The organism is Corynebacterium sp. HMSC068G04 (assembly GCF_001814885.1).
GTDB classification, from domain to species: Bacteria; Actinomycetota; Actinomycetes; order Mycobacteriales; family Mycobacteriaceae; genus Corynebacterium; species Corynebacterium hiratae.
In genome coordinates, this window is record NZ_KV818312.1 from 1 (window position 1) to 24,159 (window position 24,159).

Below are 24,159 nucleotides of genomic sequence, written 5' to 3' on the forward strand. Positions count from 1 at the left end.
CAAAATCAACGCACTCTAAAACCGGAAGGGCCTAAGCGGCTCTTCCGGTTTCAGAGTGCGTAGTGAGGTGAGGTTGGCCACGACGAGTTCAGCGGGTCACGGGTCTGACCCCCGACGTGTCTACTTTCCGGGGGCAGGACCCATCTCCACACCAAAACGGCGCCGGGATGGGTCTTTGCGTGCATGCTGAGCGGGTAGGGCGGGGACTATGGGCCGCTGGCGCCATATGGGGGTGATGAGCTATTCGTAGAGACCCGTGGGCACGTCGCCGTCGTCCTCAGTGGAGTAGACATCCAAGGGCGCAGACTCGGCATCAAGCTCAGTTTCGTTCTGGGTGAGGTAAGACTCAAAGCCAATGTCGGGGATGTTCGCCGTGAGGAAGGCCAGCACGGCATCGACGGCCATGCGGTGTAGGCCTTCGGTGTTGTTGTGGGTATGCATGTCGATGTCGAGCAGGTTGCTCATCATCGCGTGATTCGTCACCCGGTACATCGTGAGCGCAGAAATCAACGTGAAGATGTCGTTGGCGGAAATGCCCGGGCGGAACGCGCCGGAATCTTGGCCCAGCATAAGCAGCCGGTCTAGGTGGAGGGAGATCTCGGAAACGTCGACAAGCGCCTGCGAGGACTCCAGCACACTGTGGGAGGATTCCATCGTCAGCATCCGAATGGCTTCAGGGTTATCCACATGCTGGCGGAACAACCAATCCACCAAGGTGCGCACGCCCTCGACCGGAACGGCGGAGTTGATCTCCAGGCTGCCCTCCGGCGGGTTGAGGCGCCGCGCCGCCGCCGCCAAGGCTTGCTGGTAGAGGCCCTTCTTGTCCCCGAAGTAGTAGTGGATCATGCGCTTGGACATCCCAGAGAGCTTCGACACGGATTCGAGCTTGGTCTCGGCATAGCCGTGCTCAGCAAACTCTGCAATCGCAACATCGATCACGCGCTCAACAGAGCCGGAGTCGACCGATGCAGTCTCAGTGCTCATGGAAAGTCCCGTCTAGTCGATGAATATGCGTACAGTTGTCCACTATGCCGAAAAAAGACGGTCATGGAGCTCAAGTACAAAGAACTCGCATCTTTCGGGGGTAAAATTACACCCCATGGGGGCGAAAAACGGGACTAGGCTGGGAAGGTGAGTACCGAGCCGAAAGGATTCACACATGACTGCTTCCCAACCCGTCAAGATTACCGTGACCGGCGCCGCCGGAAATATCGCTTACTCCCTGCTGTGGCGCATCGCTGCGGGCGATGTCTATGGCAAGGACACCCCGGTGGAGCTGGCTTTGCTGGAAATCCCGGACGCCATTGGCGCAGCTGAAGGCGTGGCCATGGAGCTTCATGATTCCGCATTCCCGCTGGTACGCGGCATCACCGTGACCGATGATCCAAACGTGGCTTTCAAGGACACCAAGGCCGCTTTCCTCGTGGGCTCCCGCCCGCGCACCAAGGGCATGGAGCGCGCAGACCTGCTGGAGGCTAACGGTGCCATCTTTACCGTGCAGGGCAAGGCGCTGAACGACGTCGCCGCGCGCGATGTCCGCGTCCTCGTCGTGGGTAACCCGGCCAACACTAACGCTTATATCGCTGCCAACAGTGCACCGGACCTGGACCCGAGCCAGTTCACCGCGCTCATGCGCCTGGACCACAACCGCACCCAGAGCCAAGTCTCCCTTAAGACGGGCATGCCTACCGCGGAGCTGACCAAGGTTGCCGTGTGGGGTAACCACTCTGCATCCCAGTTCCCTGACCTGACCTTCTCCAACGCCGAGGTGGATGAGGATTGGTACAAGGAAGAGATGATTCCGAAGGTGGCTAAGCGCGGTGCCGAGATCATCGCCGTGCGCGGTAAGTCCTCAGCCGCTTCCGCAGCGTCTGCCGCAGTGGACCACATGCACGACTGGATCCACGGTACTGAGGATTGGCGCACCGCTGCCATCGTCTCGGATGGCTCTTATGGCGTGGACGAGGGCCTCGTCGCAGGTTTCCCCACCGTCGCCCGCGACGGCAAGTGGGAAATCGTTCAGGGTCTCGAGCTCAACGATTTCCAGAAGGAGCGCATCGAGGCCTCCGTTCAGGAGCTGCGTGAGGAGCGCGAGGCCGTAGCCCACCTGCTCAAGGGCTAAGCGTCAAGCACCAAGTTATCGATGAGCCGCACCGGCCCCACCTGCGCCGCAACCAGTGCCAGGGCGGGCCGGTGTTGTGCATCAATGGGCTCGAGCGTGGCCGGGTCCACCACGGTGAGGTAATCCACCGTGACGCCGGGGGAGGAGGCGAGCTGGGCTTCAGCCTCCTCGAGGGAAGCACCGTCGTGCAGAGCGAAGAGCGCCTGGGACAGCGCCACGGCTTGCTCTCGCTCGGCAGGGCTCAGGCGAGCGTTGCGGCTGGACTCGGCCACGCCGTCCGCTGCGCGCACGATGGGCGCGCTGATGATCTCCAGCGGCAGGTCAAGGTCCGCCACCAAGCGCCGGATAATGGCCACCTGCTGGGCATCCTTCTGCCCAAAGTAGGCGCGGTCCGGTGAAACGAGGTTGAACAGCTTGCTCACCACGGTAGCCACGCCGTCAAAGTGGCCGGGCCGCGAGGCACCTTCCAAAACCGAGCCCATCTCGCCGGTGCGCACCCACACCCGCGGGGTGCCACCCGGGTACATCTCCTCCACGCTGGGGGCGAAGACGGCATCAACACCCAGCGAGTCCAGCAGCGCGGCATCCGTATCCAGATCGCGCGGGTAAGCACGGTAGTCTTCGCAGTCGCCGAGGTCGGTGAACTGGAGGGGATTGACGAAGACCGAGCACACCACGGTGTCGTTCTCTTCGCGGGCGCGGCGAATGAGGGAAGCGTGGCCGTCGTGAAGCGCGCCCATCGTGGGCACCAAGCCCACGGTGCCGGAGACTGCGGCGCGGAAGGCACGGAATTCAGATTTAGTTTTGAGGATCTGCATGGCTAAACCCTAGTCCTCGAAGGATTCCTCGGCGTTGGGGAAGGAGCGCTCGCCCACATCCGCTACGTATTCCTTCGCGCCCTCCAGTAGCGCACCGCGCAGGTCCGCGTAGCGGCGCACGAAGCGCGGCGCCTTGGGCCCGCCCAGGCCGAAGGCATCGGTCCACACCAGAATCTGGCCATTGGTCTGCGCACCCGCGCCGATGCCGATGGTGGGAATGGGCAGCTCCTTGGTGACCTCCCCAGCTAACGCGGCGGGGACCATTTCCAGCACCACGGCGAAGGCTCCGGCCTCGGCGAGGGCGCGGGCGTCGTCGTGAAGCTTCTCCGCACCGGCACCGCGGCCCTGGACCACGAAGCCGCCCAAGGCGTGGACCTGCTGGGGCGTGAAGCCGATGTGGGCGCAGACGGGGATGCCGGCGGCGACAATCGCGGCGACAATCGGTGCGCGCTCGGCGCCGCCCTCTAGCTTCACGGCCTGCGCACCGGTTTCCTTCATGACGCGTACCGCGGTTTCGAGCGCCTGGGAGGGGCCGTCCTCATAGGAGCCAAAGGGAAGGTCCACCACCACGAAGGCGCGGGAGGTGGCTGAGACCACGGCGCGGGCGAGCGGAATCATTTCATCGAGGGTGAGAGACAGCGTGGTTTCGCGGCCCAGGACTACATTGGCCAGGGAATCGCCCACGAGCAGGAGATCCACCCCGGCTTCATCGAAGATCTCGGCGGTCATGCAGTCATAACTCGTCAGGCACGCAAAGGCCTGAGAGTTTTCTTTGGCGCGGGCGAAATGGCGGGGGCGGAGACGGGCGCGGTGGCCAGGGTTGTGAGACATGCCCTTACTCTAGACACGGCGCTGGTGCCAGTTGACGCACAGGGTAGAGTTGGCCAGGTGACTGATCAGAATAAAGAGCAACTCGTTGGCACCAACCGCGCGGACCAGCTTCCCCAGTCCTGGGAGCCGCAGGCAGTAGAAAAAGTCCTCTACGAAGGCTGGGTAAGCGCCGGTTACTTCACCCCGGATGCGTCCTCGGAGGCGGAGCCTTATTCCATCGTGCTGCCGCCGCCGAATGTCACCGGCCAGCTACACATGGGCCACGCCCTGGACCACACTCTGATCGACTCCATCATTCGCCGCAAGCGCATGCAGGGCTATGCCACCTTGTGGCTGCCGGGTGCTGACCACGCCGGTATCGCTACCCAGACCAAGGTGGAGGCCCGCCTGCGTGAGCAGGAAGGCAAGAAGCGCTGGGACTATGAGCGCGAAGAATTCATCAACAAGGTCTGGGAGTGGAAGGAAGAGTTCGGCGGCACCATCCAGAACCAGATGCGCGCCATCGGCGACTCCGTGGACTGGTCCCGCGAGCGCTTCACGCTGGACGATGGCCTCTCCCGCGCCGTGCAGACCATCTTCAAGACCCTCTACGACGAGGGCCTGATCTACCAGGCCAACCGCCTGGTCAACTGGTCCCCAGTGCTGGAGACCGCCGTCTCTGATATTGAGGTCGTGTACAAGGACGTCGAGGGCGAGCTCGTGTCCATTCGCTATGGCTCGCTGAACGACGATGAACCGCACCTCATCGTGGCCACCACCCGTGTGGAAACCATGCTGGGCGACGTCGCCATCGCCGTCCACCCCGAGGACGAGCGCTACGCCCACCTGGTGGGCAAGGAGCTGCCGCACCCCTTCCGCGATGATCTTAGCCTGAAGATCATCGCCGATGATTACGTGGACATGGAATTCGGTACCGGCGCGGTGAAGATCACCCCGGCGCACGATCCGAATGACTACGCCATGGGCCAGCGCCACGACCTGGACATGCCCACCATCATGGACACCACCGGACACATCGCGAACACCGGCACGAAGTTCGACGGCCTGACCCGCGAGGAAGCCCGCGTGGAGATCCGCGAGGCGCTGCGCGAGCAGGGCCGCATCGTCAAGGAGATCCGCCCCTACGTCCACTCCGTGGGCCACTCGGAGCGCTCCGGCGAGCCCATCGAGCCGCGCCTGAGCCTGCAGTGGTTCGTGGCCGTGGAGAAGATGGCGAAGATGTCTGGCGACGCCGTCCGCGAGGGCGATACCACCATCCACCCGAAGTCCCTGGAGCCGCGCTACTTCGAGTGGGTTGATGACATGCACGATTGGTGCATCTCCCGCCAGCTGTGGTGGGGCCACCGCATTCCAATCTGGTACGGCCCGGAGGGCGAGGATGGCCAGCGAGATATTGTCTGCCTCGGCCCCGACGAGGAAGCACCGGAAGGCTACGTCCAGGATCCGGACGTTCTGGACACCTGGTTCTCCTCCGCGCTGTGGCCTTTCTCCACGATGGGCTGGCCGGAAAAGACCGCCGATCTGGAGAAGTTCTTCCCCACGAACGTGCTGGTCACCGCCTATGACATCCTCTTCTTCTGGGTCGCCCGCATGATGATGTTCGGAACCTTCGCCGGCGCCCACACCCCGGAGCTGCTCGGTGAGGGCAAGGATGGCCGCCCGCAGGTTCCGTTCACCGACATCTACCTGCACGGCCTGGTGCGCGATGAGCAGGGCCGCAAGATGTCGAAGTCCCTGGGCAATGGCATCGACCCGATGGATTGGGTGCGCGACTATGGTGCGGACGCACTGCGTTTCACCCTGGCTCGCGGCGCGAACCCGGGCGTGGCCCTGCCGCTGGCTGTCGACGCTGCCGCCGCCGGTCGCAACTTCGCCACCAAGCTCTTCAACGCCACCAAGTTCGCGCTCATGAACGGCGCGGGCGTGGCTGAGCTGCCGGCACGCGACGCGCTGACCGACGCCGACCGTTGGATCCTCGACCGTTCCGAAGAGGTCCGCGCCAAGGTGGACGCCTACCTGGATGACTACCAGTTCGCCAAGGCCAATGAGCTGCTCTACCACTTCGTGTGGGATGAGCTGTGTGACTGGTACCTGGAGATTGCCAAGACCCAGATCCCGCGTGACTTCGATGGGGCGAGCGCCGAGGAGCAGGCCACCGGACGCACGACCCAGATCGTTCTGGGCCGCGTTCTTGACCTGGTTCTGCGCCTGCTGCACCCGACCATGCCGTTTGTCACCGAGGTCCTGTGGAAGGCTCTGACTGGCGGGGAGACCATTGTCACCGCGCAGTGGCCTACCCAGGAGCACACCAACGGTGGCGCGGAGAAGGATGAGGTGGCCGCGCGCCGCATTCAGGACGCCGACAAGCTCATCACCGAGCTGCGTCGCTTCCGCTCCGATCAGGGTGTCAAGCCTTCCCAGAAGGTCCCGGGCCGCCTCGACTTCGCCGCGGCCGACCTGCAGGAGCAGGAGGGGCTCATCCGCAACTTGGCCAACACCACGGAGCCGGGCGAAGACTTCACCGCCTCTGCTTCCATCGAGGTGCGCCTGTCCCAGGCCACCGTCGAGGTCACCCTGGATACCTCCGGCGCCGTCGACGTCGAAGCCGAGCGCAAGCGCCTGGAGAAGGATCTGGCCAAGGCCCAGAAGGAACTGGACCAGACCGGCAAGAAGCTGGGCAACGAGGCCTTCCTGTCCAAGGCGCCGGAGGCAGTCGTGGAGAAGATCCGCGTTCGCCAGCAGGTGGCCCAGGAAGAAGTCGAGCGCATCACCGCACGTCTGAAGGGACTCAAGTAGTGGCGGGGGAGAAAGACCGCGAGGAATTTGAGGTCGTCGATGCCCTCGCGGAGGGCACCGATGGCGGGCCGGTCGAAATCACCGACTCCGGCCTAACACTCAACCTCGGCGGCGAGGATGACTACGAGGAGGCAGCGCCCGAGCAGGCCACGCCGGAGGAGCTCGCGGAGCTGGCTCAGGTAACCGCGGAGCTCAACGCGCGCGCCCCAGAGACCATCATTGAGCCCAGCCTCGAGCGCATCGAGATGCTCATGGATCTGTTGGGCAATCCGGAGCGTTCCTTCCACGTCATCCAGGTCGCTGGAACCAACGGCAAGTCCTCGACCGCCCGCATGATCGATTCGCTGCTGCGCTCCTTCCACCGCCGCGTAGGCCTCGTCACCAGCCCCCACCTACAGCTGGTGACCGAGCGCATCGGCATCGACGGCCACCCCATCCACCCGCGCGACTTCGTGCGCATCTGGCGCGAAATCAAGCCTTATGTGGAGATGGTGGATTCCCGCTCCGACATTCCCATGTCCACCTTCGAAGTGCTTGTTGCCATTTCCTACGCAGCCTTTGCCGATGCCCCCATCGACGTCGCCGTCGTCGAGGTGGGCCTCGGCGGCACGTGGGATGCCACCAACGTGGTTAACGCGGAAGTGGCCGTGGTCATGCCGGTAGGCCTCGACCACACGGACTACCTCGGTGACACCATCACCGAGATCGCCGGTGAGAAGGCCGGCATTATCAAGGCCCGTGAGCACGATGCCGACGACGTGCTCACGCCGGGGGAGAACATCGCCATCATTGCCGAGCAAGACCCAGAAGCCATGCGCGTGCTGCTGCAGCGCACCGTCGACGTCGGCGCCGGCGTAGCGCGCGCGGGCTCCGAGTTCGCCGCGCTGGAATCCCGCATTGCAGTGGGCGGCCAGCAGCTCACCATCCAGGGCCTGGGTGGGATGTACGAAGACATCTTCCTGCCACTGCACGGCGAGCACCAAGCCAAGAACGCGGCCGTGGCTTTGGCTGCGGTGGAGGCCTTCTTCGGGGCGTCGGCAGGCCATCCGCTCGACCTTGCTTCGGTGCGCACCGGCTTTGCCAAGGCCATTTCCCCCGGCCGCTTGGAGCGCGTGCGCACCAGCCCTACGACCTTCCTTGACGCCTGCCACAACCCGCACGGCGCCAAGGCGTTGGCCGCAGCGCTCGACCGCGACTTCGATTTTGCGCGCCTCATCGGCGTGGTGTCCATTTTCACGGACAAGGATGCCGCCGGCATCCTTACTGCCCTCGAGTCGGTCCTCACGGAAGTCGTGATCACACAGAACACCTCGCCGCGCGCCCGCGATGCCTATGAGCTAGCGGAGCTGGCGCGCGACATCTTCGGTGAAGAACGGGTGTACGTCGAGCCCGACCTGCCTAGTGCCTATACTCAGGCCGTTGAATTGGCGGAGGACGCCGACGTGCAGTCCGGATCCGGCATCGTGATTACCGGCTCGGTGGTCACTGCTGGTGACGCCCGCGCACTCTTTGGAAAGGAGCCCGCATGAGCCCCCGCAAACCCATCCCTGAGGAGGAGATCGGCCCGCTCGGACTAGGCCAAGCACCGGCCAAGGATCCCCTCAAGCAATTCGGCGGCATGGTGGTGGCCAGCTCCCTCACCATGGAACTGATCACCCTGGTTCTGGCGCTGCCAATGCTGTACAAGCTGTATGACGGCACTCTGTGGACCCCGTTTAACTACGGCGTGGTGATCGGCTTCATGGTGCTACTGCTTGCATCCTTCCCCTTCATGAATAAGCCGTGGATCGTTGGGGCACAGATTGTCCTCCACATTATCGGCATTGTTCTCGGCTTCATGGTCCACTGGTCCGTCGCCACGATCTTTATCATTTTCGCCCTGCTCTGGGCACTCGCGGCCTACATGCGTTCGGTGATCGTCGCCCGCATGGAGCGCGGCTACCTCACCACGCAGCACCTGACTGAGAAGTAGGCCGCCGCGGTGTTTATCCGGCCGGAGCTGCGCGCGGGGGCGGCTTTTATGTCGCTGTGGGATCCGACCAATCCGCTCATCCGCCGTGCCGGGCGTGTAGTCCCCGCGCTCTGGCCCGCGCCCTTAATCCAGGGCGTGCGCACGCGGCGGGTGAGAAACGCCGACATCCGTGCGACGATCTATAGCCCGGAGAACCCACGCGGAGCTGTGTTGTGGATCCATGGCGGAGGGCTGCTCATGGGCCATCCGCGCCAGGACGTCAAACACCTCAAGGAGACCGCCGCGGAAGTCGGTGTCACCGTCATTGCGCCGCACTACCGCTATGCCCCGGAGAACCCCTATCCGGCCGCGCTTGACGACGTCCACTCGGCCCACCACTGGCTCCTCACGCATGCGGAAGATCTGGGAATCAGCCCAGATCGGATTGTCATCGGCGGCCAAAGCGCCGGGGGAGGGCTCGCCGCCGCACTGTGCCAGCGCCTCCTAGATGAAGGCGGAATTCAGCCGGCGGGGCAGTGGCTCTTTTGCCCGATGCTCGATGACCGCGCTGCCTCCACCGACCGCAATCCCATCTGGGACGCGGACTCCAATGCGCAGGCTTGGCGCTACTACACCAACGGCAACCCAGACGCACCCTATGCCGTGCCCGGTCGCCGCGCGGAGTTAGCAGGTCTGCCACCGGCTTGGTTGTATGCGGGGAGCAGTGAGCTTTTCTACGACGAAATTGTGGACTACGCCGAGCGTCTGAAGTCTGCCGGCGTGCCCACGCAATGCGAGGTCGTGGATGGAGGCGTCCATGCCTTCGAGTTGTGGGCTCCCCATACCGCGGCGGCGAAACGCCTGCTCATGAACTCTCGCGTCTGGCTGCAGTCGACGCTCAACGCGCTAGACTAGCCGGCATGCTCTTTCTTCTTTACGGCCTGTCCGCTCTGTTGTGCATCGCTGCTCTCGTGGCCAAGCTGTATTTTGGCGGCTTTGCGCTGCCGCTGGCGCTGTTGATTCCGGCCTTTGTGTTCCTCGTCGTGGGCATGCTCAAGCAGCAGCGCGATGAGAAGCCGGTGGAGTTTGCGGATCTGGAGGAGTGGCAGCGCGAGGATCTGAAAAGCCTGCTGGAGAGCGGTCAATACGGCACGGCCGTGCGCCAAGTGCAGCTGTGGTTTCGTGGCACGAGCCATGAGCGTGCGGAGGAAATCGTGCAACGCCTTACGTAGCGCTTAATAATTGGCCCACTGGCAGGACGCGGGAGCACCCATTCTGTACTATGTGCCCTATGACTGAACGTACACTGATTCTCATCAAGCCGGACGGCGTCAAGAACGGCCACGTGGGCGAGATTATCTCCCGCATCGAGCGCAAGGGCCTGAAGCTCGTCGCCATGGATCTGCGCGTCGCCGACGAGGAGACCGCTAAGAAGCACTACGCCGAGCACGAGGACAAGCCTTTCTTCGGCGAGCTGGTTGACTTCATCACCTCCGCACCGCTGGTTGCTGGCATCGTCGAGGGCGAGTCCGCCATCGCCGCATGGCGTCAGCTGGCCGGTGGCACCCACCCAGTGGAGAAGGCTACCCCGGGCACCATCCGCGGTGACTTCGCTCTGACCGTTGGCGAGAACGTTGTCCACGGTTCCGACTCCCCGGAGTCCGCTGAGCGCGAGATCTCCATCTGGTTCCCGAACCTCTAACTATGATTACCGCGCTGAGCGCGTAACGAAGCCCGAGCAGATGCTCGGGCTTTTTCTATTTCCCGCCCCGCTATTGCACGCTGGCTAACGGGTGCACGCTGGTTCGCGGGTCAATCGAAAGAGAGAAGTGTGCGCAACGCCGTAAAAGCGTCTTTTTCAACGCGATGAGTGACGGTACGGCCTCTTTGCTCTCGGGTGAGGAGGCCAGCTTCCCGCAGACGTGCCAAGTGGTGGGAGACTGTGGGTTGGCTCAGTGCGGTGAGCTCTGTGAGCTTCGTGACGCTCATCGGTCCGCACCCTTCATCACACAGAATGGACAGGAGCCGGAGGCGGGCTGGGTCAGCCAGGACTTTAAATTGCTGGGAAAAGTGCGCCGCCTCGGCGGCGCTCAGAGGGCCCGTGCTGAGGGAACAACACTCAGCCGCGTCAGCGCTGGTCTTGGGAGCGGGGGAGGAAGCCATGTGTTCAGTATATGGGCTATGCTTGCCTTCGTAATCATATTGACGTGTATCAATATGAGCTGTATATTGCACTTTCGTATCCTGCTCTGTTCAACAATGAAGGAAGAGGAAGACATGGCCCTGCCGCAGCGTCCCACGTTGTCTTTTCTTGACCGCTTTCTACCCGTGTGGATCATCTTGGCGATGGCCATTGGACTGCTTATCGGCCACTTTCTCCCCGGAATTGGTCACGCCTTAGGGGCCGTCAAAGTTGGTGGGATGTCCATTCCGATCGCAATTGGCCTCCTCCTCATGATGTATCCGCCTTTGGCGAAGGTCCGCTATGAGAAAACCCGGGAAATTGCTACTGATGGCCGTCTCATGGTGGTGTCGCTCGTCCTTAATTGGCTGGTGGGGCCTGCGCTCATGTTTGCCCTGGCATGGCTCTTTTTGACTGACCAGCCGGAGCTTCGCACCGGCGTGATCATTGTGGGTCTTGCTCGCTGTATCGCCATGGTGCTCGTGTGGTCGGATCTGTCGTGTGCGGACCGCGAGGCAACGGCGATCCTTGTCGCGCTTAACTCTGTTTTCCAAGTGGCCATGTTTGGCATGTTGGGATGGTTCTACCTTCGCATCCTCCCAAGCTGGTTGGGACTTGATATCACGAGTGCAGAGTTCTCTTTTTGGGCCATCGTCAAGGCTGTTCTCGTGTTCCTGGGCATTCCGTTCCTTTTGGGTGCGTTGTCCCGCTTCTGGGGCGAAAAGGTGAAGGGACGAGAGTGGTTTGAGGACCGCTTCCTCCCTGCTGTATCGCCTCTGGCTCTGATCGGATTGCTTTACACCATCGTTCTGCTGTTTTCTCTGCAAGGCGAAAACATCGTGGAGCAGCCAGCAGCGGTAGCACGCGTTGCTGTGCCATTGGTTATCTATTTCGTTGGCATGTTTGTGTTGTCATTGGGCGTAGCTAAGTCCGTAGGGATGAACTATGCGCAATCTGCCAGCGTGGCTTTTACTGCTGCAGGAAACAATTTTGAGCTTGCGATCGCGGTATCCATTGGAACGTTCGGCGCGACTTCTGCCCAGGCCCTAGCCGGAACGATTGGTCCTCTCGTTGAAATCCCCGTTCTCGTGAGCTTGGTCTACCTTATGCTGTGGATCGGGCCGAAGCTCTTTCCGGGCGATGACACCCTTCCACGCTAGCGTGTGTGCGCGGCATTCATGCTGCGCACACCATCTTCGGTGAGCGTGATGTTATAGGTGCGTTTGCCTTTGCCATAGATGAAGCCAGACATCTTCACCACGCCGGCCTTCTCGAGCTCCCGCAGCTCGTCCTCGAGGCCCTCTTCATAGTCCAGCAACCGGCCCAATGCTGGAATAGAAATCATATTTCCGGTAACCGCACCAGCCGCCACCAGTCCGCTGAGGACCTCGGGGTGTTTCTCCACCGCGGTGATGCTCTGCTCGGTGACGCCTTCCAGGCTGTCCTTTTCCGTGATGGCTTGGATACGGCGTTTGCCCACGCGGAAAGCAGTGGTGCCGAAGGCGCGGCCGCCGATGATGAACGCCGGAATGGCAAAGGCAGTGTGGCCCGCCGCGACGAGGATGGGGTTGAACGAGACGTCTCCGAAAAGCCCGATGGACTGTATCCCTTCGGTGATCAGCGGCGAAAAGATAGCCAGCACGGGCAACAAGTAGGCAAGGGTGGGGTAGTCGCCCGCCCGGTATTCTTCTTGCGCGGCTTCCACCAACTTCGGCTTGCTGCGAATGATGCGGAAGGCTCCGTAGAGCATCACCATGATGAGCACCGCATAGACAGGGACCGCATAAGGGTAAGGGAAATCAACGACGCGAAGACCGGAGGCGATGCCCGCGGGTACGGCTACGGTGACAATATCCCGCAGCGCAATCTCGTTGCGGGCGCGCGCCTGCGCCACTGTGCGTGGCGTCTGTTCAGGTAATTTCCGCTCTGCCGGTGTGTTTGTGGGCGCGCTGTCGGACATAGCGGCGATACTAACATGTGAGCCTAGGTCGAGCTCTGTGCCAGAATGGAAGGCACCACAATTGAATAAGGATTTTAAGAATTTTTCAAAGACTCACCGCCGTGTGGCGGCAACCTGCGCCCGGGGTGAGCACAACGTCAGGAGATTAGCCACTGATGGCATCCAAGAAGAAAACAGAAGAAGAACGTATTGAATCGACGTTGGCCGCGGCGGTAGCGGGGATCGACCGCGAGGCGCTCGCACCCAAAACCCGCCTCTATGCCCTGGCTAAGCAGGTGGGCGTGGCCTCCAAGGAATTGGTGGCCCAGTTCGCGGAGATGGGAATTAAGAAGTCCGCACAGTCTTCGCTGACACCGGAAGAGGTGGGCCAGCTTATCGACGCCCTCGTACCCGCAACCGAAGCCCCCGAGCAGGCAGCAACCGAGGACAACCAGGTCGCGGCCGAGGACGCCGACCAGCCGGAGGTTTCGGCAGAGGATAAGCCCACGAAGACCGTCAAGAAGAAGCGCGCCAAGCGCGCGGTCAAACGCGTGAGCAAGGCAGGCAAGAAGGCTGAGTCGAAGGAGCAGACACAGACAAAGGAACCCACACCGGAAGAGTCTGCTGCGCAACCGGACAGCGCGGGGGAGTCCCAGGAAGCCGCGCTGGCACAGGATGCTGAGCAGGCCGCGCAACCGGAGCAGCTGAGCGAGGAAGAAGAAAAGCTGCGCGAGCGCGTGCGCAAGAACGTTGATAACGAGATTTCGCAGATCGTCGACAAGGTCGATGCCGAAATGCTGCACGAGGCGCTCGCCGAGGCCGGTGATAGCGACGAGGACGACGAGCTCACTCCGCTGATCACCCCGATGGCTGAGGAAGACCCGGACGTGTACGACTTCGCGCCGGTCTTCATGGCGCCGAAGATCACTCCGCTGGCCAAGCGTCAGAAGTCAGAAAAACGCGAGGAAGAAATCGAGGAAGATTCGGCACCGGCAAGCCAGCCGCGCGGTCGCCGTCGCGGCAGCCGCGGTACCTCTCGTGGCCGCGGAGCAGAAGGCCGCGGGGTAGTCCGCGAGGAAGTCGAGCACATCGACGAGCCGAAGGCGATTAAGGGCTCAACCCGCATCGAGGCGCAGCGTCGCCGCCGTGCGGAGCTGCGGGAGAAGGGCCGCGAGCGCCAGCACATCGTCTCCCAAGCGGAGTTTTTGGCGCGCCGCGAATCTGTAGAGCGCACCATGGTGGTGCGCGATAAGCAGCGTACCGACGGCGCTGGCATCATCACCCAGGTTGGTGTGCTGGAGGATGATCTCCTGGTCGAGCACTTTGTCACGACCGAGACGCACCCTTCCCAGATTGGCAATATCTACTTGGGCCGCGTGCAAAATGTCTTGCCTTCGATGGAGGCCGCCTTCGTCGATATCGGACAGGGCCGAAACGGCGTGCTGTACGCGGGAGACATCGACTGGCGCGCCCTGGGCATTGGTGGGCGCAGCCGCAAGGTGGAAAACGCGCTGAAGTCCGGTGACCAAGTCCTGGTCCAGGTGGCCAAGGATCCCATCGGGCACAAGGGCGCACGTTTGACCACTCAGATTTCCCTGGCCGGTCGTTTCCTGGTGTATGTGCCGGGCGGGCGCAGCGCGGGCATTTCCCGCAAGCTGCCGGCGCCGGAGCGCAAGCGCCTCAAGGGGATTCTGGAGCGCGTCATCCCGGGGGATGGCGGCGCCATCATCCGCACCGCAGCGGAAAACGTGTCGGAGGAGGACATCGCGTCCGACGTCAACCGCCTCCACTCATTGTGGGAGGACATTAGCGCCCGCGCCGCGCACGAAAAGGCAACGAAGGGCGCCAAGCCGGTCACCCTGTACGAAGAGCCGGACCTGCTCATCAAGGTGGTGCGTGACCTTTTCAACGAGGACTTCAGCACCTTGGTGGTGGACGGCAAGCGTTCCTACAACACGGTCAGCGCCTACGTTGATTCCATGGCGCATGACTTGGCCGACCGCGTGGTGCGATACGACGCCCGCGAGCACGATGGCGAGGATGCCTTCAGCGCCTACCGCATTGATGAGCAGCTGCAGAAGGCCCTGGGCCGCAAGGTGTGGCTGCCGTCTGGCGGCACCCTCGTCATCGACCGCACTGAGGCCATGACGGTCATTGACGTCAACACGGGCAAGTTCACCGGCTCCGGCGGCAACCTGGAAGAGACGGTGACGCGAAATAACCTCGAGGCGGCCGAGGAGATCGTGCGCCAGATGCGCCTGCGCGATATCGGCGGCATGATCGTCGTGGACTTCATCGATATGGTCTTGCCGGAAAACCAGGATCTGGTGCTGCGCCGCCTCAAGGAAGCGTTGGGGCGCGACCGGACTCGTCACCAGGTTTCTGAGGTCACCTCACTGGGCTTGGTGCAGATGACGCGCAAGCGCGTGGGCACCGGCCTCATCGAGACTTTCTCCACCGAGTGCGAGGCCTGCCATGGCCGAGGAATCATCATTCACGAGTACCCGGTTGATGAGGAGACGGAAGAGGATAACTCGAAGCCGCAGCGCCGCGGCCGTAAGGAACGCCGTGCACCGCAGCGCGATCCGAAGAAGCACCCGGCCGCCGTCCGTATGCATCGCGAGGACGACGATGCCGCTTCCGAGCATGAGGCTGCCCGTGCTGACAATGAAGAAGCAGCGCGCGACGAAGAATCTTCGCTGGAGGAACTCGTGGCCAGCGTGGTCGTCGTGGACGACGATGACGCGGAGACGCCGGATAGCGCGTCCATTGGCTACGCGGTAGCGGAAAGCCTGGAAGCGAAGCGATCGAAGCCGAAATCCAAGCAGAAGCGCTCGCGCAAGCCGCGCCGGGCAACGCGTACCTTCCGGGAGCCACAGCGCGAGGAGACGAGTGAGGGCTTGCGCGCGCAGCAAGGCAAGCAGGATAGGAACGCTAAGAACGCTGAAGCGGAGAAGAAGTCCTCCGCACAGCGCTCGGAGCCAACCTACGAGGAAGCCGTCGAGGCTTTCGAGAACTCGCCGCGCCGCAAGCGCCGCACACGCGGAAATTCCCGTTCGGATATTCGCCCGAAGCGCGAAGACTTTGCACAGGGCGAGACCCCAGCCAAGGACGCTCCGCTGGCCACCTCTAAAAAGGAGGCCAAGGCAGAGCGCAAGGCCGCGGAGTCGGGCGAGAACATGAACGTGCGCGCGACCCGCAGCCGCGGTCGCCGCCGAGTGGTGCGCAAGATGGCGCAGAGCCAATCCGCGCCGGCACCGAAGGAACGCGGTAGGGGCGCGGAGCACAGCACTGAGGCGAAGGAGCGCGAGGAGACTACGGCGTCGACAAGGCGCAGGGGCGGGCGCGGGAGGCGTCGAGTAGCACGGCGCAGGTCGCGCTAGAAAAGGCGTTTTGCCTTTTCGCCCCCTCACGGGGTAGTCTTTGACAGTCGCTGTTTAGACCATGAATGCGCTCGATGGGACGCGCTGCGGTTTCCGCACGTCTCTCGCGGATGTGGTTCTAAACGCCAATGTCCAATGTCCATTCGTTAGCGGCACCACCCAGCTGCTAGCGAGCCGAGTTTAGATAAGGGGTAGCCCTCTATGTACGCGATCGTCAAGACCGGCGGAAAGCAGTACAAGGTTGCTGAAGGTGACCTCGTCAAGGTCGAGAAGATCGAGGGTGAGCCGGGTTCCTCCGTTGCTCTCACCCCGGTTCTGCTCGTCGATGGCGCAACCGTCAAGTCGAAGGCCGCAGACCTCGAGAAGGTCTCCGTCTCCGCTGAAATTGTCGAGCAGGGCAAGGGCCCGAAGATCGACATCCTCAAGTACAAGAACAAGACTGGTTACAAGCGTCGCCTCGGTCACCGTCAGCCGGTGACCACGCTGAAGATTACCGGTATCAAGTAAGCCTTAACCGGCACTAATTCATCCCTGAAGGAGGGAAAACCACATGGCACACAAGAAGGGTGCTTCCAGCTCCAGCAACGGTCGCGATTCTGAGTCCAAGCGTCTCGGCGTCAAGCGCTTCGGTGGTCAGCAGGTTAAGGCCGGCGAGATCATCGTGCGTCAGCGCGGCACCAAGTTCCACCCGGGTGAGAACGTTGGTCGCGGCGGCGACGATACCCTGTTCGCTCTCGCTGCAGGCTCTGTTGAGTTCGGCGTCAAGCGTGGCCGTCGTCTGGTCAACATTGTTCCGGCTGAAGAGGCTGCTGCAGAAGCAACTGCCTAAGAGCTTCATGGCTTAATCCCGAGCGTTTGCTCGGGATTTTGTCGTTTTCACGCGGCCGGCGTGGCGGGAGAGCGTGGAGAAGACTAAAGGGGCCGTGGGCTTCAGATCCCCGGCAGTGCTCAACTAGGACGGTATGCCAGGAACCGTTAGACTAACGGGCATGGCACGATTCATTGACCGAGTGGTTTTGCACCTGCAGGCAGGCGATGGCGGACACGGCTGCGCCTCCGTTCACCGCGAAAAGTTCAAGCCGCTCGGCGGGCCCGATGGCGGCAACGGCGGCCACGGCGGAGACATCTTGCTGGAGGTCTCAACCCAAATCCATACGCTGATGGACTTTCACTACCGCCCGCACATCAAATCCGAGCGTGGCGGCAACGGTGCTGGCGACTGGCGCAACGGCGCGCGCGGCAAGGACCTCATTCTGGAGGTGCCGGCAGGCACCGTGGTCTATACCGAGGATGGGGAGATGCTCGCGGACCTCACGGTCCCGGGGACCCGCTTCGTGGCTGCGGAGGGCGGTTTCGGCGGACTTGGTAACGCAGCACTGGCCTCGGCTGCTCGTAAGGCTCCGGGCTTTGCGCTGCAGGGAGAACCTGGTGAGGCGCGCGATCTCATCCTGGAGCTGAAGTCCATGGCGGACGTCGGCCTCGTGGGCTTTCCTTCCGCGGGTAAGTCCTCCCTTATTTCTGTTCTCTCGGCGGCCAAGCCGAAGATTGGTGACTATCCTTTCACCACCCTCCAGCCCAACCTGGGCGTAGTGGACATGGGCCATGAGTCTTTCACCATGGCGGATGTTCCGGGCCTGATCCCTGGGGCCGCCGAGGGCAAGGGCTTGGGACTCGACTTCCTGCGCCACATCGAGCGCACCGCGGTGCTCGCGCACGTGGTGGATACCGCCTCCATCGAGCCGGGCCGCGACCCGCTCTCCGATATCGAGGCGCTCGAGACCGAGCTGGCCAAGTACCAAGAGCTGCTGGAGCAGGACACCGGCCTGGGTGATCTGCGTGAGCGCCCGCGCGTCATCATCCTCAACAAGGCGGACATTCCCGAGGCCGAAGAGCTAGCAGAATTTGTCAAGGGTGACCTCGAGGAGAAGTACGGCTGGCCCGTCTTCATCATTTCCGCGGTCGCGCGCAAGGGCCTCGACCCACTGAAGTACAAGCTCATGGAGATGGTCAACGAGCACCGCAAGGCTCAGCCCAAGGTCGCCGCGGACAAGAACCACACCATTATTCAGCCGAAGTCCGTGGGCAAGAAAAAGAAGGGCAGGTTCGCCGACTTCACCGTCACCCCGGATCCGGAGGTGGAGGGCGGCTTCATCGTCGAAGGCGAGAAAATCGACCGCTGGATCCGCCAGACCGACTTCGAAAACGACGAGGCCGTGGGCTACCTCGCGGACCGCCTTGCCAAGGCCGGTGTCGAAGAGGAACTGCACCGCCAAGGCGCGCAGGAAGGCTGCCCCGTGACCATCGGGGACATCACCTTCGAGTACGAGCCCATGGCTGGTGGCCGCGCGACCGACGCTGGCCGCGGACAGGATGGCCGCCTCATGAGCACCGAGCGAGTCTCGGCTGCCGAGCGTAAGCGCGCTTCCCAGGCACGCCGCGGTCTCGTCGACGAGTTTGACTATGGCACCGACGGGGAGGTCACGCGCGAGTCCGCAAACCGCGATCGCTGGCAGGGCTAGCCCGGTATACTGAGCCGGTATGTCATCCGAACACGACAACCAGATCGACTATCCTCTTCCCCTCGAACCTTTCGAGGGGCCAACCCCGGATATGGACTATCCGGAGACGACCACGCTGTCGGAAAAATCCAGCGGTTTCTCCTCACCCCTGCGTGAGGAGATCTCCAAGGCCAAGCGCATCGTCATCAAGATCGGCTCCTCGTCGTTGACGCGCGATGACTTCGTGACCTCGACTGAGAAGATCGACAAGATCGTTGACGCCGTGTGCGCCCGCATGAATGTCTCGGACATCATCATCGTCTCCTCCGGTGCGGTGGCCGCGGGCATGGGCCCGCTGGGCCTGACCACGCGCCCCACCGATCTCGCCACCAAGCAGGCAGCTGCCGCGGTGGGCCAGGTCCACCTCGCCTACGAGTGGGGCGTATCCTTCGCCCGCTACAACCGGACCATTGGGCAGGTGCTGCTGACCGCGTCGGACGTCGGCAAGCGCGATCGCGCCCGCAACGCCCAGCGCACCATTGACCGCCTGCGCCAGATGCGCACGGTGCCCATCGTTAATGAGAATGACACCGTCGCGACCTCCGAGATGCACTTCGGTGATAACGACCGCCTCTCCGCGCTCGTGGCCAACTTGGTTGGCGCGGATGCCCTCTTCCTCTTCTCCGACGTGGACGGCCTTTATGACAAGAACCCGGCGGAGCCCGATGCCAAGTTCGTCGAGGAGGTGCGCACCGGCAAGGACCTCAAGGCGGTTGTTGCTGGTGACGGCGGCAAGGTCGGCACCGGTGGCATGGCCACGAAGGTCTCTGCTGCGCGCTTGGCCACCCGCGGCGGCATTCCCGTGCTGCTGACCTCGGCGGATAACATCGGACAGGCGCTTGACGACGCCTCCGTAGGCACCGTCTTCCACACCCGTGAGGAGCGCCGCCTGTCTGCGTGGAAGTTCTGGGCGCTCTACTGCGCGGATACCGGCGGCTCGCTGCGCCTCGACGAGGGCGCCATGGAAGCCGTGGTCCGCGGCGGAAACTCCCTGTTGGCCGTGGGCATCACGGATATCAAGGGTGAGTTCAGCGCCGGTGAGATCGTGGACATTATGGGCCCCAAGGGCCAGGTCATTGGCCGCGGTGAGGTGGGCTATGACTCCGCCACGCTGCGCAACCTGCTGGGCAAGCACACCGAGGAGCTGCCGGAGGACATGCGCCGCCCGGTTGTTCACGCCGACTACCTGTCCAATTTCGCGTCCCGAATTTAATGCGCTATTTCATGGGCCCCGATGTGTGGGCAGCGACCGTGGCAGATATCGACGCAGCCGGGCACGAGCGCGTGGAGAGCTTGGCGGAAGCCGAGGTCTTTGTGAACACCGCCTCGGACCCGGCGCAGACCCCGGAGATTCCGGAGAATATCCAGTGGGTGCAATACTGCTTCACCGGGGTGAACCGCCATATCGAGGCCGGGCTCATCCGGCCGGATGGCCTGCCGTGGTGCAACTCCGCCGGCGCTTTTGCCAAGCCCGTGGCGGAATCCGCGCTGGGGCTCATGCTCTCCCAGGCGCACCACCACAAGGCTTTCGCGCTGGCGAAGTCCTGGTCGGTGGCGCGTGAGCTCGATGAATCCCAGGCCTGGCTCTATGACCAACAGGGGCCTACGCGCGTGCTCATCGTGGGCGCGGGAGGAATCGGCACGCAGCTCATGGCCTATCTCCGGCCCTTTGGCGTGCACATCACCGCGGTGAACCGCTCGGGCCGCCCAGTGGACGGCGCGGACGTAACACTCCCTATCGAGCGCGTCGACGAAGCATGGGGCGAGGCGGATTTCGTGGTGAGCATTCTGCCGGCGACAGAAGCGACGGAAGCTCTCTTTGATGCTGCGGTGTTCCGCGCCATGAAGCGCTCGGCGGTGTTTATCAACGTCGGCCGCGGCAGCACCGTAGTCACTGATGATCTCGTGGATGCACTGCGCACGGGCGAGATCGCGGGAGCGGGCCTCGAGGTCATGGATCCGGAGCCGCTTCCGGATGGCCACCCGCTCTATGAGCTTCCCAACGCTACGCTGACCCCGCACATGGCGGCATCGGATCACGTGGCCCAGTACCACTTGGGTGCTATCTTCAATGCCAACGCCGCCGCATGGGAGCGCGGCGAGGATATGCCCACGCGCGTCGATCCGGACGCCGGTTATTAGTTAAGGAGGATGTGCATGAAGTACGCCATCGAACCACACCCCTGGGAGGAAACCATCGAGGTGCTCGATGCCGCGGGCTTTGAGCGCGCCCCGCTTGATGAGGCCACCTTCCTCATCTACACCGGCAACGGCACTGACTTCCCGGACCCGCTGCCGGAGAGCATTGGCTTCGTGCAGATTCCTTCGGCGGGCGTGGATCACGTCTTGGATGCCATGAAGGCGACCACCGTGCCGTGGTCGAACGCGGCCGGGGTATATGACAACACGGTGGCTGAATCCACCATCGCGTTGCTCCTGGCGCAGCTGCATGCGCACCGCCGCGTCAACGGCACGTTCGATTCCTATGCGGACATGGAGGCCCACACCTCCTACCTCTACGACGATAAGACGGTGGCCATTATTGGTGCCGGTGGCATTGGCAAGCGTCTGATTAGCATGCTGTCTGGTTTCGGGCCGCGCATCATTGCGGTCAACCGCTCCGGCAACCCGGTTGAGGGCGCTGAGGAAACTTACCCGATTTCCCAGGTGGACAAGGTTTGGCCGAAGGCTGATTACTTCGTCCTTATCGCTCCGCTGACCCCGGAGACCCGCCACATGGTGGATGCGGAGGCTTTCCAACAGATGCCGGAGCATGCAGTGGTGGTTAACGTGGGCCGCGGCCCACTCATCAACACCGAGGACCTCCTCGCAGCACTCGAGTCGGGCGAGATCGCGGGTGCCGCGCTCGACGTCACCGACCCAGAGCCGCTGCCGGAGGATCACCCGCTGTGGCGGGATCAGCGCGTGGTTATCACCCCGCACATTGCCAATACGCAGCGCTCCGTGCGCGAGAAGATTGGCGCGCACACCATCAAGGTGGCCAAGGCTTTCGCGGCGGGGGAGGAGCTGCCCACTCTGGTTGACCCGAAGGCAGGTTATTAATGGAGAACCCCGATATCCGCGTTGGTGATGCGGAGCGTTCTGAGGCTCTAGAGCAGTTGAGCCAGCACTTCGTCAACGGAGCGTTGGGCCCCGATGAATTCGAGCAGCGCACCGGCGAGGCTGCCGCGGCGCGCACGCGCGGAGACGTCGAAAAGCTCTTTGCGGACCTGCCGGAGCTTTCCACCCCACGTGCTACAGCACCCGCTACCCGCCACGAGGCGGAGCTGGAGGATATGCTATCCCGCGGACGCAAGGTGCAGATAGCGGATTCCGTCATCTGGTCGGTGGCGATGATCGCGCTCTTCCTAGGCCTCTTCGTCTTTGACTGGAGCTATTTCTGGATCTCGCCCGTCATCGCGTTCTTCGCTTCCTGGGCTGCACGCGGGGTGCTGAAGTTCAGCGAGTCGGATGAAGAGCTCTTCGATGAGCTGTCCGAAGGGGAAAAGAAAAAGCGCGCTGAACGCCTGCGTGCCGCCGCTGAGCGCCGCCGCGAGCTCGAGGCCTAACTAAGGGCCGATCCGCGCCCATAGCGGCACAGAATCCCTGACAAGCGGGCAGACCTTCCGTACGCTGGTATGGCATGAGCAACACCGAACGTGAAGAAGTTCTGTCCAAAGCCCGCGCCGCCAAGGCGGTGGCGCCGCAGTTCGCGCAGCTGCCCACCCCGCGCAAGAATGAAATCCTGAACCGCGCCGCCGAGAACCTCATCGCGCACACCGAGGACATCCTCGCTGCTAACCAGCTCGATATCGAGGCCGGCCGCGCTAATGGCATGTCCGAGTCCCTCGTCGACCGCCTGTCGCTGGACGCCGCCCGCATCGAGGGCATTGCCGGCGGCCTGCGCCAGGTAGCCTCCCTCCAGGACCCGGTAGGGGAGATCCTGCAGGGGCGCACCATGGATAACGGCATCCAGATGAAGCAGGTTCGTGTGCCGCTCGGCGTGATGGGCATGGTCTATGAGGCCCGCCCGAACGTCACCGTCGATGCCTTCGGCCTGGCCCTCAAGTCCGGCAACGTGCCGCTGCTGCGCGGCTCCAAGTCCGCGAAGAACTCCAACGCTAAGCTCGTGGAGCTCCTCCAGGACACCCTCGTGGAGTTCGATTTGCCGCGCGAAGGCGTGCAGCTTTTGCCCTGTGAGACCCACGATTCTGTGCAGGACCTCATCACCGCCCGCGGACTGGTGGACCTGGTCATCCCGCGCGGCGGCGCGCGCCTCATCAATGCCGTGGTGGAAAACGCTACCGTCCCCGCCATCGAGACGGGTACCGGCAATTGCCACTTCTACGTCGATGCCTCCGCTGACCTGGACAAGGCTACCGATATGGTGATCAACGGCAAGACCCGCCGCACCTCGGTGTGCAATGCTACGGAAGGCGTGCTGATCGACGCCGCGCTTGACGACGCCGCAAAGCTCCGCATCATCACCTCCCTCCAGGAGGCAGGCGTCACCATCCACGGCGATGTGAAGGAGCTCGAAGCCTTCGGCGTTAAGGACGCCGTGGAGGCCACCGACGAAGAGTGGCGCGAAGAATTCCTCTCCATGGATATCTGCGCCAAGGTGGTCGATGGCGTCAACGGCGCCATCGCGCACATTGCTGAGTACACCACCGGCCACACTGAGGCCATCGCCGCCCAGGACGCTGACGTGCTGCTGACCTTCGCCAACGAGGTGGATGCTGCGGCCGTCATGCTCAACGCCTCCACCGCGTTTACTGACGGTGAGGTCTACGGCATGGGCGCGGAAATCGGCATCTCCACTCAGAAGTTGCACGCGCGCGGCCCGATGGCTCTGCCGGAGCTGACGTCTACCAAGTGGGTGCTGCAGGGCACCGGCCAGACGCGCCCCTAGAGGCAGCTCGAAAGCTACTCGAAAGGAATTTTTCGAGCCTGACCTGCGCAAAACATCCTACTCGAAAACTTTTCGAGTAGATTGTTCGCCTTGCGTGGGGTTCGTGCTGCGCGGCGTGACAGGACTGGGTACTCTAACCCGACTTAGGGCATAGGTGGGTGAGCAACGTCATTCTTAACACTGCTACCTGGTGTTGTTTGACGGTGAGGGGGGTGTTCCGCACTAAAATGGCTTAAGTCCGGAAGGCGTCCCCTGCAAAAGGCATCTGGCAAAGGGCATCTTTGGGTCTAAAAACGCCATCTGCAATGAGTAAATGGCGTTTTCAGCCGTGAAAACGCCTTATGACTGATGCCTTTTGTCAGATGCTTCCAGCATGTCGATGGAGGGACGCAGGCGTTGCGCATTGCGAGGGAGCGAAGAGGTAATCCGTTTGGGAAGAGACGTGCAGTGCTCTACGGAAACGGTCATTGTGGCTTGACTTAGGTCTTGGGTGGGTGAGCAACGTGACTCTTGATACTGCTGCCTGGTGGTTTTCGGCGGTGGGGTGGGATTGTTCCGCACTACATTGGCCTAAATCAGGTGACGTCTACTAGGTGGGTGCTGCATGGCACCGGCCAGACGCGCCCCTAGAGGCGGCTCGAAAGCTACTCGAAAGGAATTTTTCGAG

22 protein-coding genes are annotated in these 24,159 nt (G+C 62.7%); 17 read left to right on the forward strand and 5 right to left on the reverse strand.

The genetic code is table 11. The features are described 5' to 3' along the window. Window positions 1–240: 240 nt before the first annotated feature. The gene (locus HMPREF2993_RS04815; protein ID WP_049157151.1) at window positions 241–984 is read right to left on the reverse strand and encodes a TetR/AcrR family transcriptional regulator; all 744 of its coding nucleotides are present in this window, start codon (window positions 982–984) and stop codon (window positions 241–243) included. Window positions 985–1,159: 175 nt separating this feature from the next. Here HMPREF2993_RS04815 and HMPREF2993_RS04820 point away from each other — a divergent pair, with 175 nt between their 5' ends. Further along, window positions 1,160–2,122, forward strand: coding sequence for a malate dehydrogenase (locus HMPREF2993_RS04820; RefSeq protein ID WP_070701322.1), 963 nt, complete (start codon window positions 1,160–1,162; stop codon window positions 2,120–2,122). Here HMPREF2993_RS04820 and panC read toward each other — a convergent pair. Together panC and panB are read right to left on the reverse strand one after the other, a co-directional pair. Continuing rightward, the gene (gene panC / locus HMPREF2993_RS04825; RefSeq protein WP_070701324.1) at window positions 2,119–2,940 is read right to left on the reverse strand and encodes a pantoate--beta-alanine ligase; all 822 of its coding nucleotides are present in this window, start codon (window positions 2,938–2,940) and stop codon (window positions 2,119–2,121) included. The genes HMPREF2993_RS04820 and panC overlap by 4 nt on opposite strands. Before the next feature lie 9 nt (window positions 2,941–2,949). Then, window positions 2,950–3,771 carry a 3-methyl-2-oxobutanoate hydroxymethyltransferase gene (panB, locus tag HMPREF2993_RS04830; RefSeq protein WP_070701326.1) on the reverse strand — a complete coding sequence of 274 codons (822 nt, stop codon included), beginning with the start codon at window positions 3,769–3,771 and terminating at the stop codon, window positions 2,950–2,952. 57 nt (window positions 3,772–3,828) lie between these two features. On the opposite strand from panB, the gene HMPREF2993_RS04835 reads away from it, so the two are divergent. The 6 genes from HMPREF2993_RS04835 to ndk are packed head-to-tail and all read left to right on the forward strand — an operon-like array spanning window position 3,829 to window position 10,220. Next, a complete protein-coding gene (locus HMPREF2993_RS04835) occupies window positions 3,829–6,567 on the forward strand; it encodes a valine--tRNA ligase (RefSeq protein ID WP_070701328.1) in 2,739 nt (912 codons plus the stop codon). After that, window positions 6,567–8,096, forward strand: a complete 1,530-nt coding sequence (locus HMPREF2993_RS04840; RefSeq protein WP_070701330.1) for a bifunctional tetrahydrofolate synthase/dihydrofolate synthase — start codon at window positions 6,567–6,569, stop codon at window positions 8,094–8,096. Before HMPREF2993_RS04835 ends, HMPREF2993_RS04840 begins: the two co-directional genes overlap by 1 nt. After that, window positions 8,093–8,539: a DUF4233 domain-containing protein gene (locus HMPREF2993_RS04845; protein ID WP_049157140.1), complete on the forward strand. Its 447-nt coding sequence runs from the start codon at window positions 8,093–8,095 to the stop codon at window positions 8,537–8,539. Before HMPREF2993_RS04840 ends, HMPREF2993_RS04845 begins: the two co-directional genes overlap by 4 nt. Window positions 8,540–8,587: 48 nt before the next feature. Beyond that, window positions 8,588–9,433, forward strand: coding sequence for an alpha/beta hydrolase (locus HMPREF2993_RS04850; protein WP_070701371.1), 846 nt, complete (start codon window positions 8,588–8,590; stop codon window positions 9,431–9,433). A 5-nt stretch (window positions 9,434–9,438) separates the two neighbouring features. Next, window positions 9,439–9,750, forward strand: coding sequence for a hypothetical protein (locus HMPREF2993_RS04855; RefSeq protein ID WP_070701332.1), 312 nt, complete (start codon window positions 9,439–9,441; stop codon window positions 9,748–9,750). Window positions 9,751–9,809: 59 nt separating this feature from the next. Continuing rightward, on the forward strand, window positions 9,810–10,220 hold the full coding sequence (ndk, locus tag HMPREF2993_RS04860; protein ID WP_039676402.1) for a nucleoside-diphosphate kinase: 411 nt from the start codon (window positions 9,810–9,812) through the stop codon (window positions 10,218–10,220). Window positions 10,221–10,330: 110 nt separating this feature from the next. Here ndk and HMPREF2993_RS13045 read toward each other — a convergent pair whose 3' ends face one another. After that, entirely contained in the window at window positions 10,331–10,681 is a 351-nt protein-coding gene (locus HMPREF2993_RS13045; protein ID WP_083299213.1) for an ArsR/SmtB family transcription factor, read from the reverse strand. 114 nt (window positions 10,682–10,795) lie between these two features. Here HMPREF2993_RS13045 and arsB point away from each other — a divergent pair, with 114 nt between their 5' ends. Continuing rightward, window positions 10,796–11,860: an ACR3 family arsenite efflux transporter gene (arsB, locus tag HMPREF2993_RS04865; protein ID WP_070701373.1), complete on the forward strand. Its 1,065-nt coding sequence runs from the start codon at window positions 10,796–10,798 to the stop codon at window positions 11,858–11,860. Here the strand turns inward: arsB and HMPREF2993_RS04870 are convergent. Further along, a complete protein-coding gene (locus HMPREF2993_RS04870) occupies window positions 11,857–12,660 on the reverse strand; it encodes a hypothetical protein (protein WP_070701334.1) in 804 nt (267 codons plus the stop codon). The genes arsB and HMPREF2993_RS04870 overlap by 4 nt on opposite strands. Before the next feature lie 155 nt (window positions 12,661–12,815). Here HMPREF2993_RS04870 and HMPREF2993_RS04875 point away from each other — a divergent pair, with 155 nt between their 5' ends. From HMPREF2993_RS04875 to HMPREF2993_RS04915, 9 genes are all read left to right on the forward strand, one after another. Continuing rightward, window positions 12,816–16,022: a translation initiation factor IF-2 N-terminal domain-containing protein gene (locus HMPREF2993_RS04875; RefSeq protein WP_070701336.1), complete on the forward strand. Its 3,207-nt coding sequence runs from the start codon at window positions 12,816–12,818 to the stop codon at window positions 16,020–16,022. A 201-nt stretch (window positions 16,023–16,223) separates the two neighbouring features. Continuing rightward, window positions 16,224–16,529 carry a 50S ribosomal protein L21 gene (rplU, locus tag HMPREF2993_RS04880; protein WP_010190885.1) on the forward strand — a complete coding sequence of 102 codons (306 nt, stop codon included), beginning with the start codon at window positions 16,224–16,226 and terminating at the stop codon, window positions 16,527–16,529. A gap of 43 nt (window positions 16,530–16,572) precedes the next feature. Further along, window positions 16,573–16,851 (forward strand): 50S ribosomal protein L27, encoded by a 279-nt coding sequence (gene rpmA, locus HMPREF2993_RS04885; protein ID WP_010190882.1) that lies wholly within the window; start codon window positions 16,573–16,575, stop codon window positions 16,849–16,851. A gap of 160 nt (window positions 16,852–17,011) precedes the next feature. Further along, a complete protein-coding gene (gene obgE / locus HMPREF2993_RS04890) occupies window positions 17,012–18,541 on the forward strand; it encodes a GTPase ObgE (protein ID WP_070701338.1) in 1,530 nt (509 codons plus the stop codon). 91 nt (window positions 18,542–18,632) lie between these two features. After that, window positions 18,633–19,793, forward strand: coding sequence for a glutamate 5-kinase (proB, locus tag HMPREF2993_RS04895; RefSeq protein WP_232751595.1), 1,161 nt, complete (start codon window positions 18,633–18,635; stop codon window positions 19,791–19,793). Then, complete coding sequence (locus tag HMPREF2993_RS04900; protein ID WP_070509961.1) at window positions 19,793–20,722, forward strand: D-isomer specific 2-hydroxyacid dehydrogenase family protein; 930 nt, start codon at window positions 19,793–19,795, stop codon at window positions 20,720–20,722. Before proB ends, HMPREF2993_RS04900 begins: the two co-directional genes overlap by 1 nt. A gap of 15 nt (window positions 20,723–20,737) precedes the next feature. Next, window positions 20,738–21,643: a D-isomer specific 2-hydroxyacid dehydrogenase family protein gene (locus tag HMPREF2993_RS04905; RefSeq protein WP_070701340.1), complete on the forward strand. Its 906-nt coding sequence runs from the start codon at window positions 20,738–20,740 to the stop codon at window positions 21,641–21,643. Further along, window positions 21,643–22,149 carry a DUF1707 SHOCT-like domain-containing protein gene (locus tag HMPREF2993_RS04910; protein ID WP_070701345.1) on the forward strand — a complete coding sequence of 169 codons (507 nt, stop codon included), beginning with the start codon at window positions 21,643–21,645 and terminating at the stop codon, window positions 22,147–22,149. Before HMPREF2993_RS04905 ends, HMPREF2993_RS04910 begins: the two co-directional genes overlap by 1 nt. A 74-nt stretch (window positions 22,150–22,223) precedes the next feature. Continuing rightward, entirely contained in the window at window positions 22,224–23,492 is a 1,269-nt protein-coding gene (locus HMPREF2993_RS04915) for a glutamate-5-semialdehyde dehydrogenase (protein ID WP_070701347.1), read from the forward strand. Window positions 23,493–24,159: the final 667 nt, after the last annotated feature.

Bases quoted from the DNA above. Each gene is read 5' to 3' on its own strand.
- HMPREF2993_RS04910 (WP_070701345.1), top strand. From the start codon at position 21,643: ATGGAGAACCCCGATATCCGCGTTGGTGATGCGGAGCGTTCTGAGGCT.
- HMPREF2993_RS04855 (WP_070701332.1), top strand. From the start codon at position 9,439: ATGCTCTTTCTTCTTTACGGCCTGTCCGCTCTGTTGTGCATCGCTGCT.
- HMPREF2993_RS04875 (WP_070701336.1), top strand. From the start codon at position 12,816: ATGGCATCCAAGAAGAAAACAGAAGAAGAACGTATTGAATCGACGTTG.
- proB (WP_232751595.1), top strand. From the start codon at position 18,633: ATGGACTATCCGGAGACGACCACGCTGTCGGAAAAATCCAGCGGTTTC.
- HMPREF2993_RS04870 (WP_070701334.1), bottom strand. From the start codon at position 12,660: ATGTCCGACAGCGCGCCCACAAACACACCGGCAGAGCGGAAATTACCT.
- HMPREF2993_RS04820 (WP_070701322.1), top strand. From the start codon at position 1,160: ATGACTGCTTCCCAACCCGTCAAGATTACCGTGACCGGCGCCGCCGGA.
- ndk (WP_039676402.1), top strand. From the start codon at position 9,810: ATGACTGAACGTACACTGATTCTCATCAAGCCGGACGGCGTCAAGAAC.
- panB (WP_070701326.1), bottom strand. From the start codon at position 3,771: ATGTCTCACAACCCTGGCCACCGCGCCCGTCTCCGCCCCCGCCATTTC.
- HMPREF2993_RS04915 (WP_070701347.1), top strand. From the start codon at position 22,224: ATGAGCAACACCGAACGTGAAGAAGTTCTGTCCAAAGCCCGCGCCGCC.
- HMPREF2993_RS04845 (WP_049157140.1), top strand. From the start codon at position 8,093: ATGAGCCCCCGCAAACCCATCCCTGAGGAGGAGATCGGCCCGCTCGGA.
- rpmA (WP_010190882.1), top strand. From the start codon at position 16,573: ATGGCACACAAGAAGGGTGCTTCCAGCTCCAGCAACGGTCGCGATTCT.
- rplU (WP_010190885.1), top strand. From the start codon at position 16,224: ATGTACGCGATCGTCAAGACCGGCGGAAAGCAGTACAAGGTTGCTGAA.
- obgE (WP_070701338.1), top strand. From the start codon at position 17,012: ATGGCACGATTCATTGACCGAGTGGTTTTGCACCTGCAGGCAGGCGAT.
- arsB (WP_070701373.1), top strand. From the start codon at position 10,796: ATGGCCCTGCCGCAGCGTCCCACGTTGTCTTTTCTTGACCGCTTTCTA.
- HMPREF2993_RS04905 (WP_070701340.1), top strand. From the start codon at position 20,738: ATGAAGTACGCCATCGAACCACACCCCTGGGAGGAAACCATCGAGGTG.
- HMPREF2993_RS13045 (WP_083299213.1), bottom strand. From the start codon at position 10,681: ATGGCTTCCTCCCCCGCTCCCAAGACCAGCGCTGACGCGGCTGAGTGT.
- HMPREF2993_RS04815 (WP_049157151.1), bottom strand. From the start codon at position 984: ATGAGCACTGAGACTGCATCGGTCGACTCCGGCTCTGTTGAGCGCGTG.
- HMPREF2993_RS04850 (WP_070701371.1), top strand. From the start codon at position 8,588: ATGTCGCTGTGGGATCCGACCAATCCGCTCATCCGCCGTGCCGGGCGT.
- panC (WP_070701324.1), bottom strand. From the start codon at position 2,940: ATGCAGATCCTCAAAACTAAATCTGAATTCCGTGCCTTCCGCGCCGCA.
- HMPREF2993_RS04900 (WP_070509961.1), top strand. From the start codon at position 19,793: ATGCGCTATTTCATGGGCCCCGATGTGTGGGCAGCGACCGTGGCAGAT.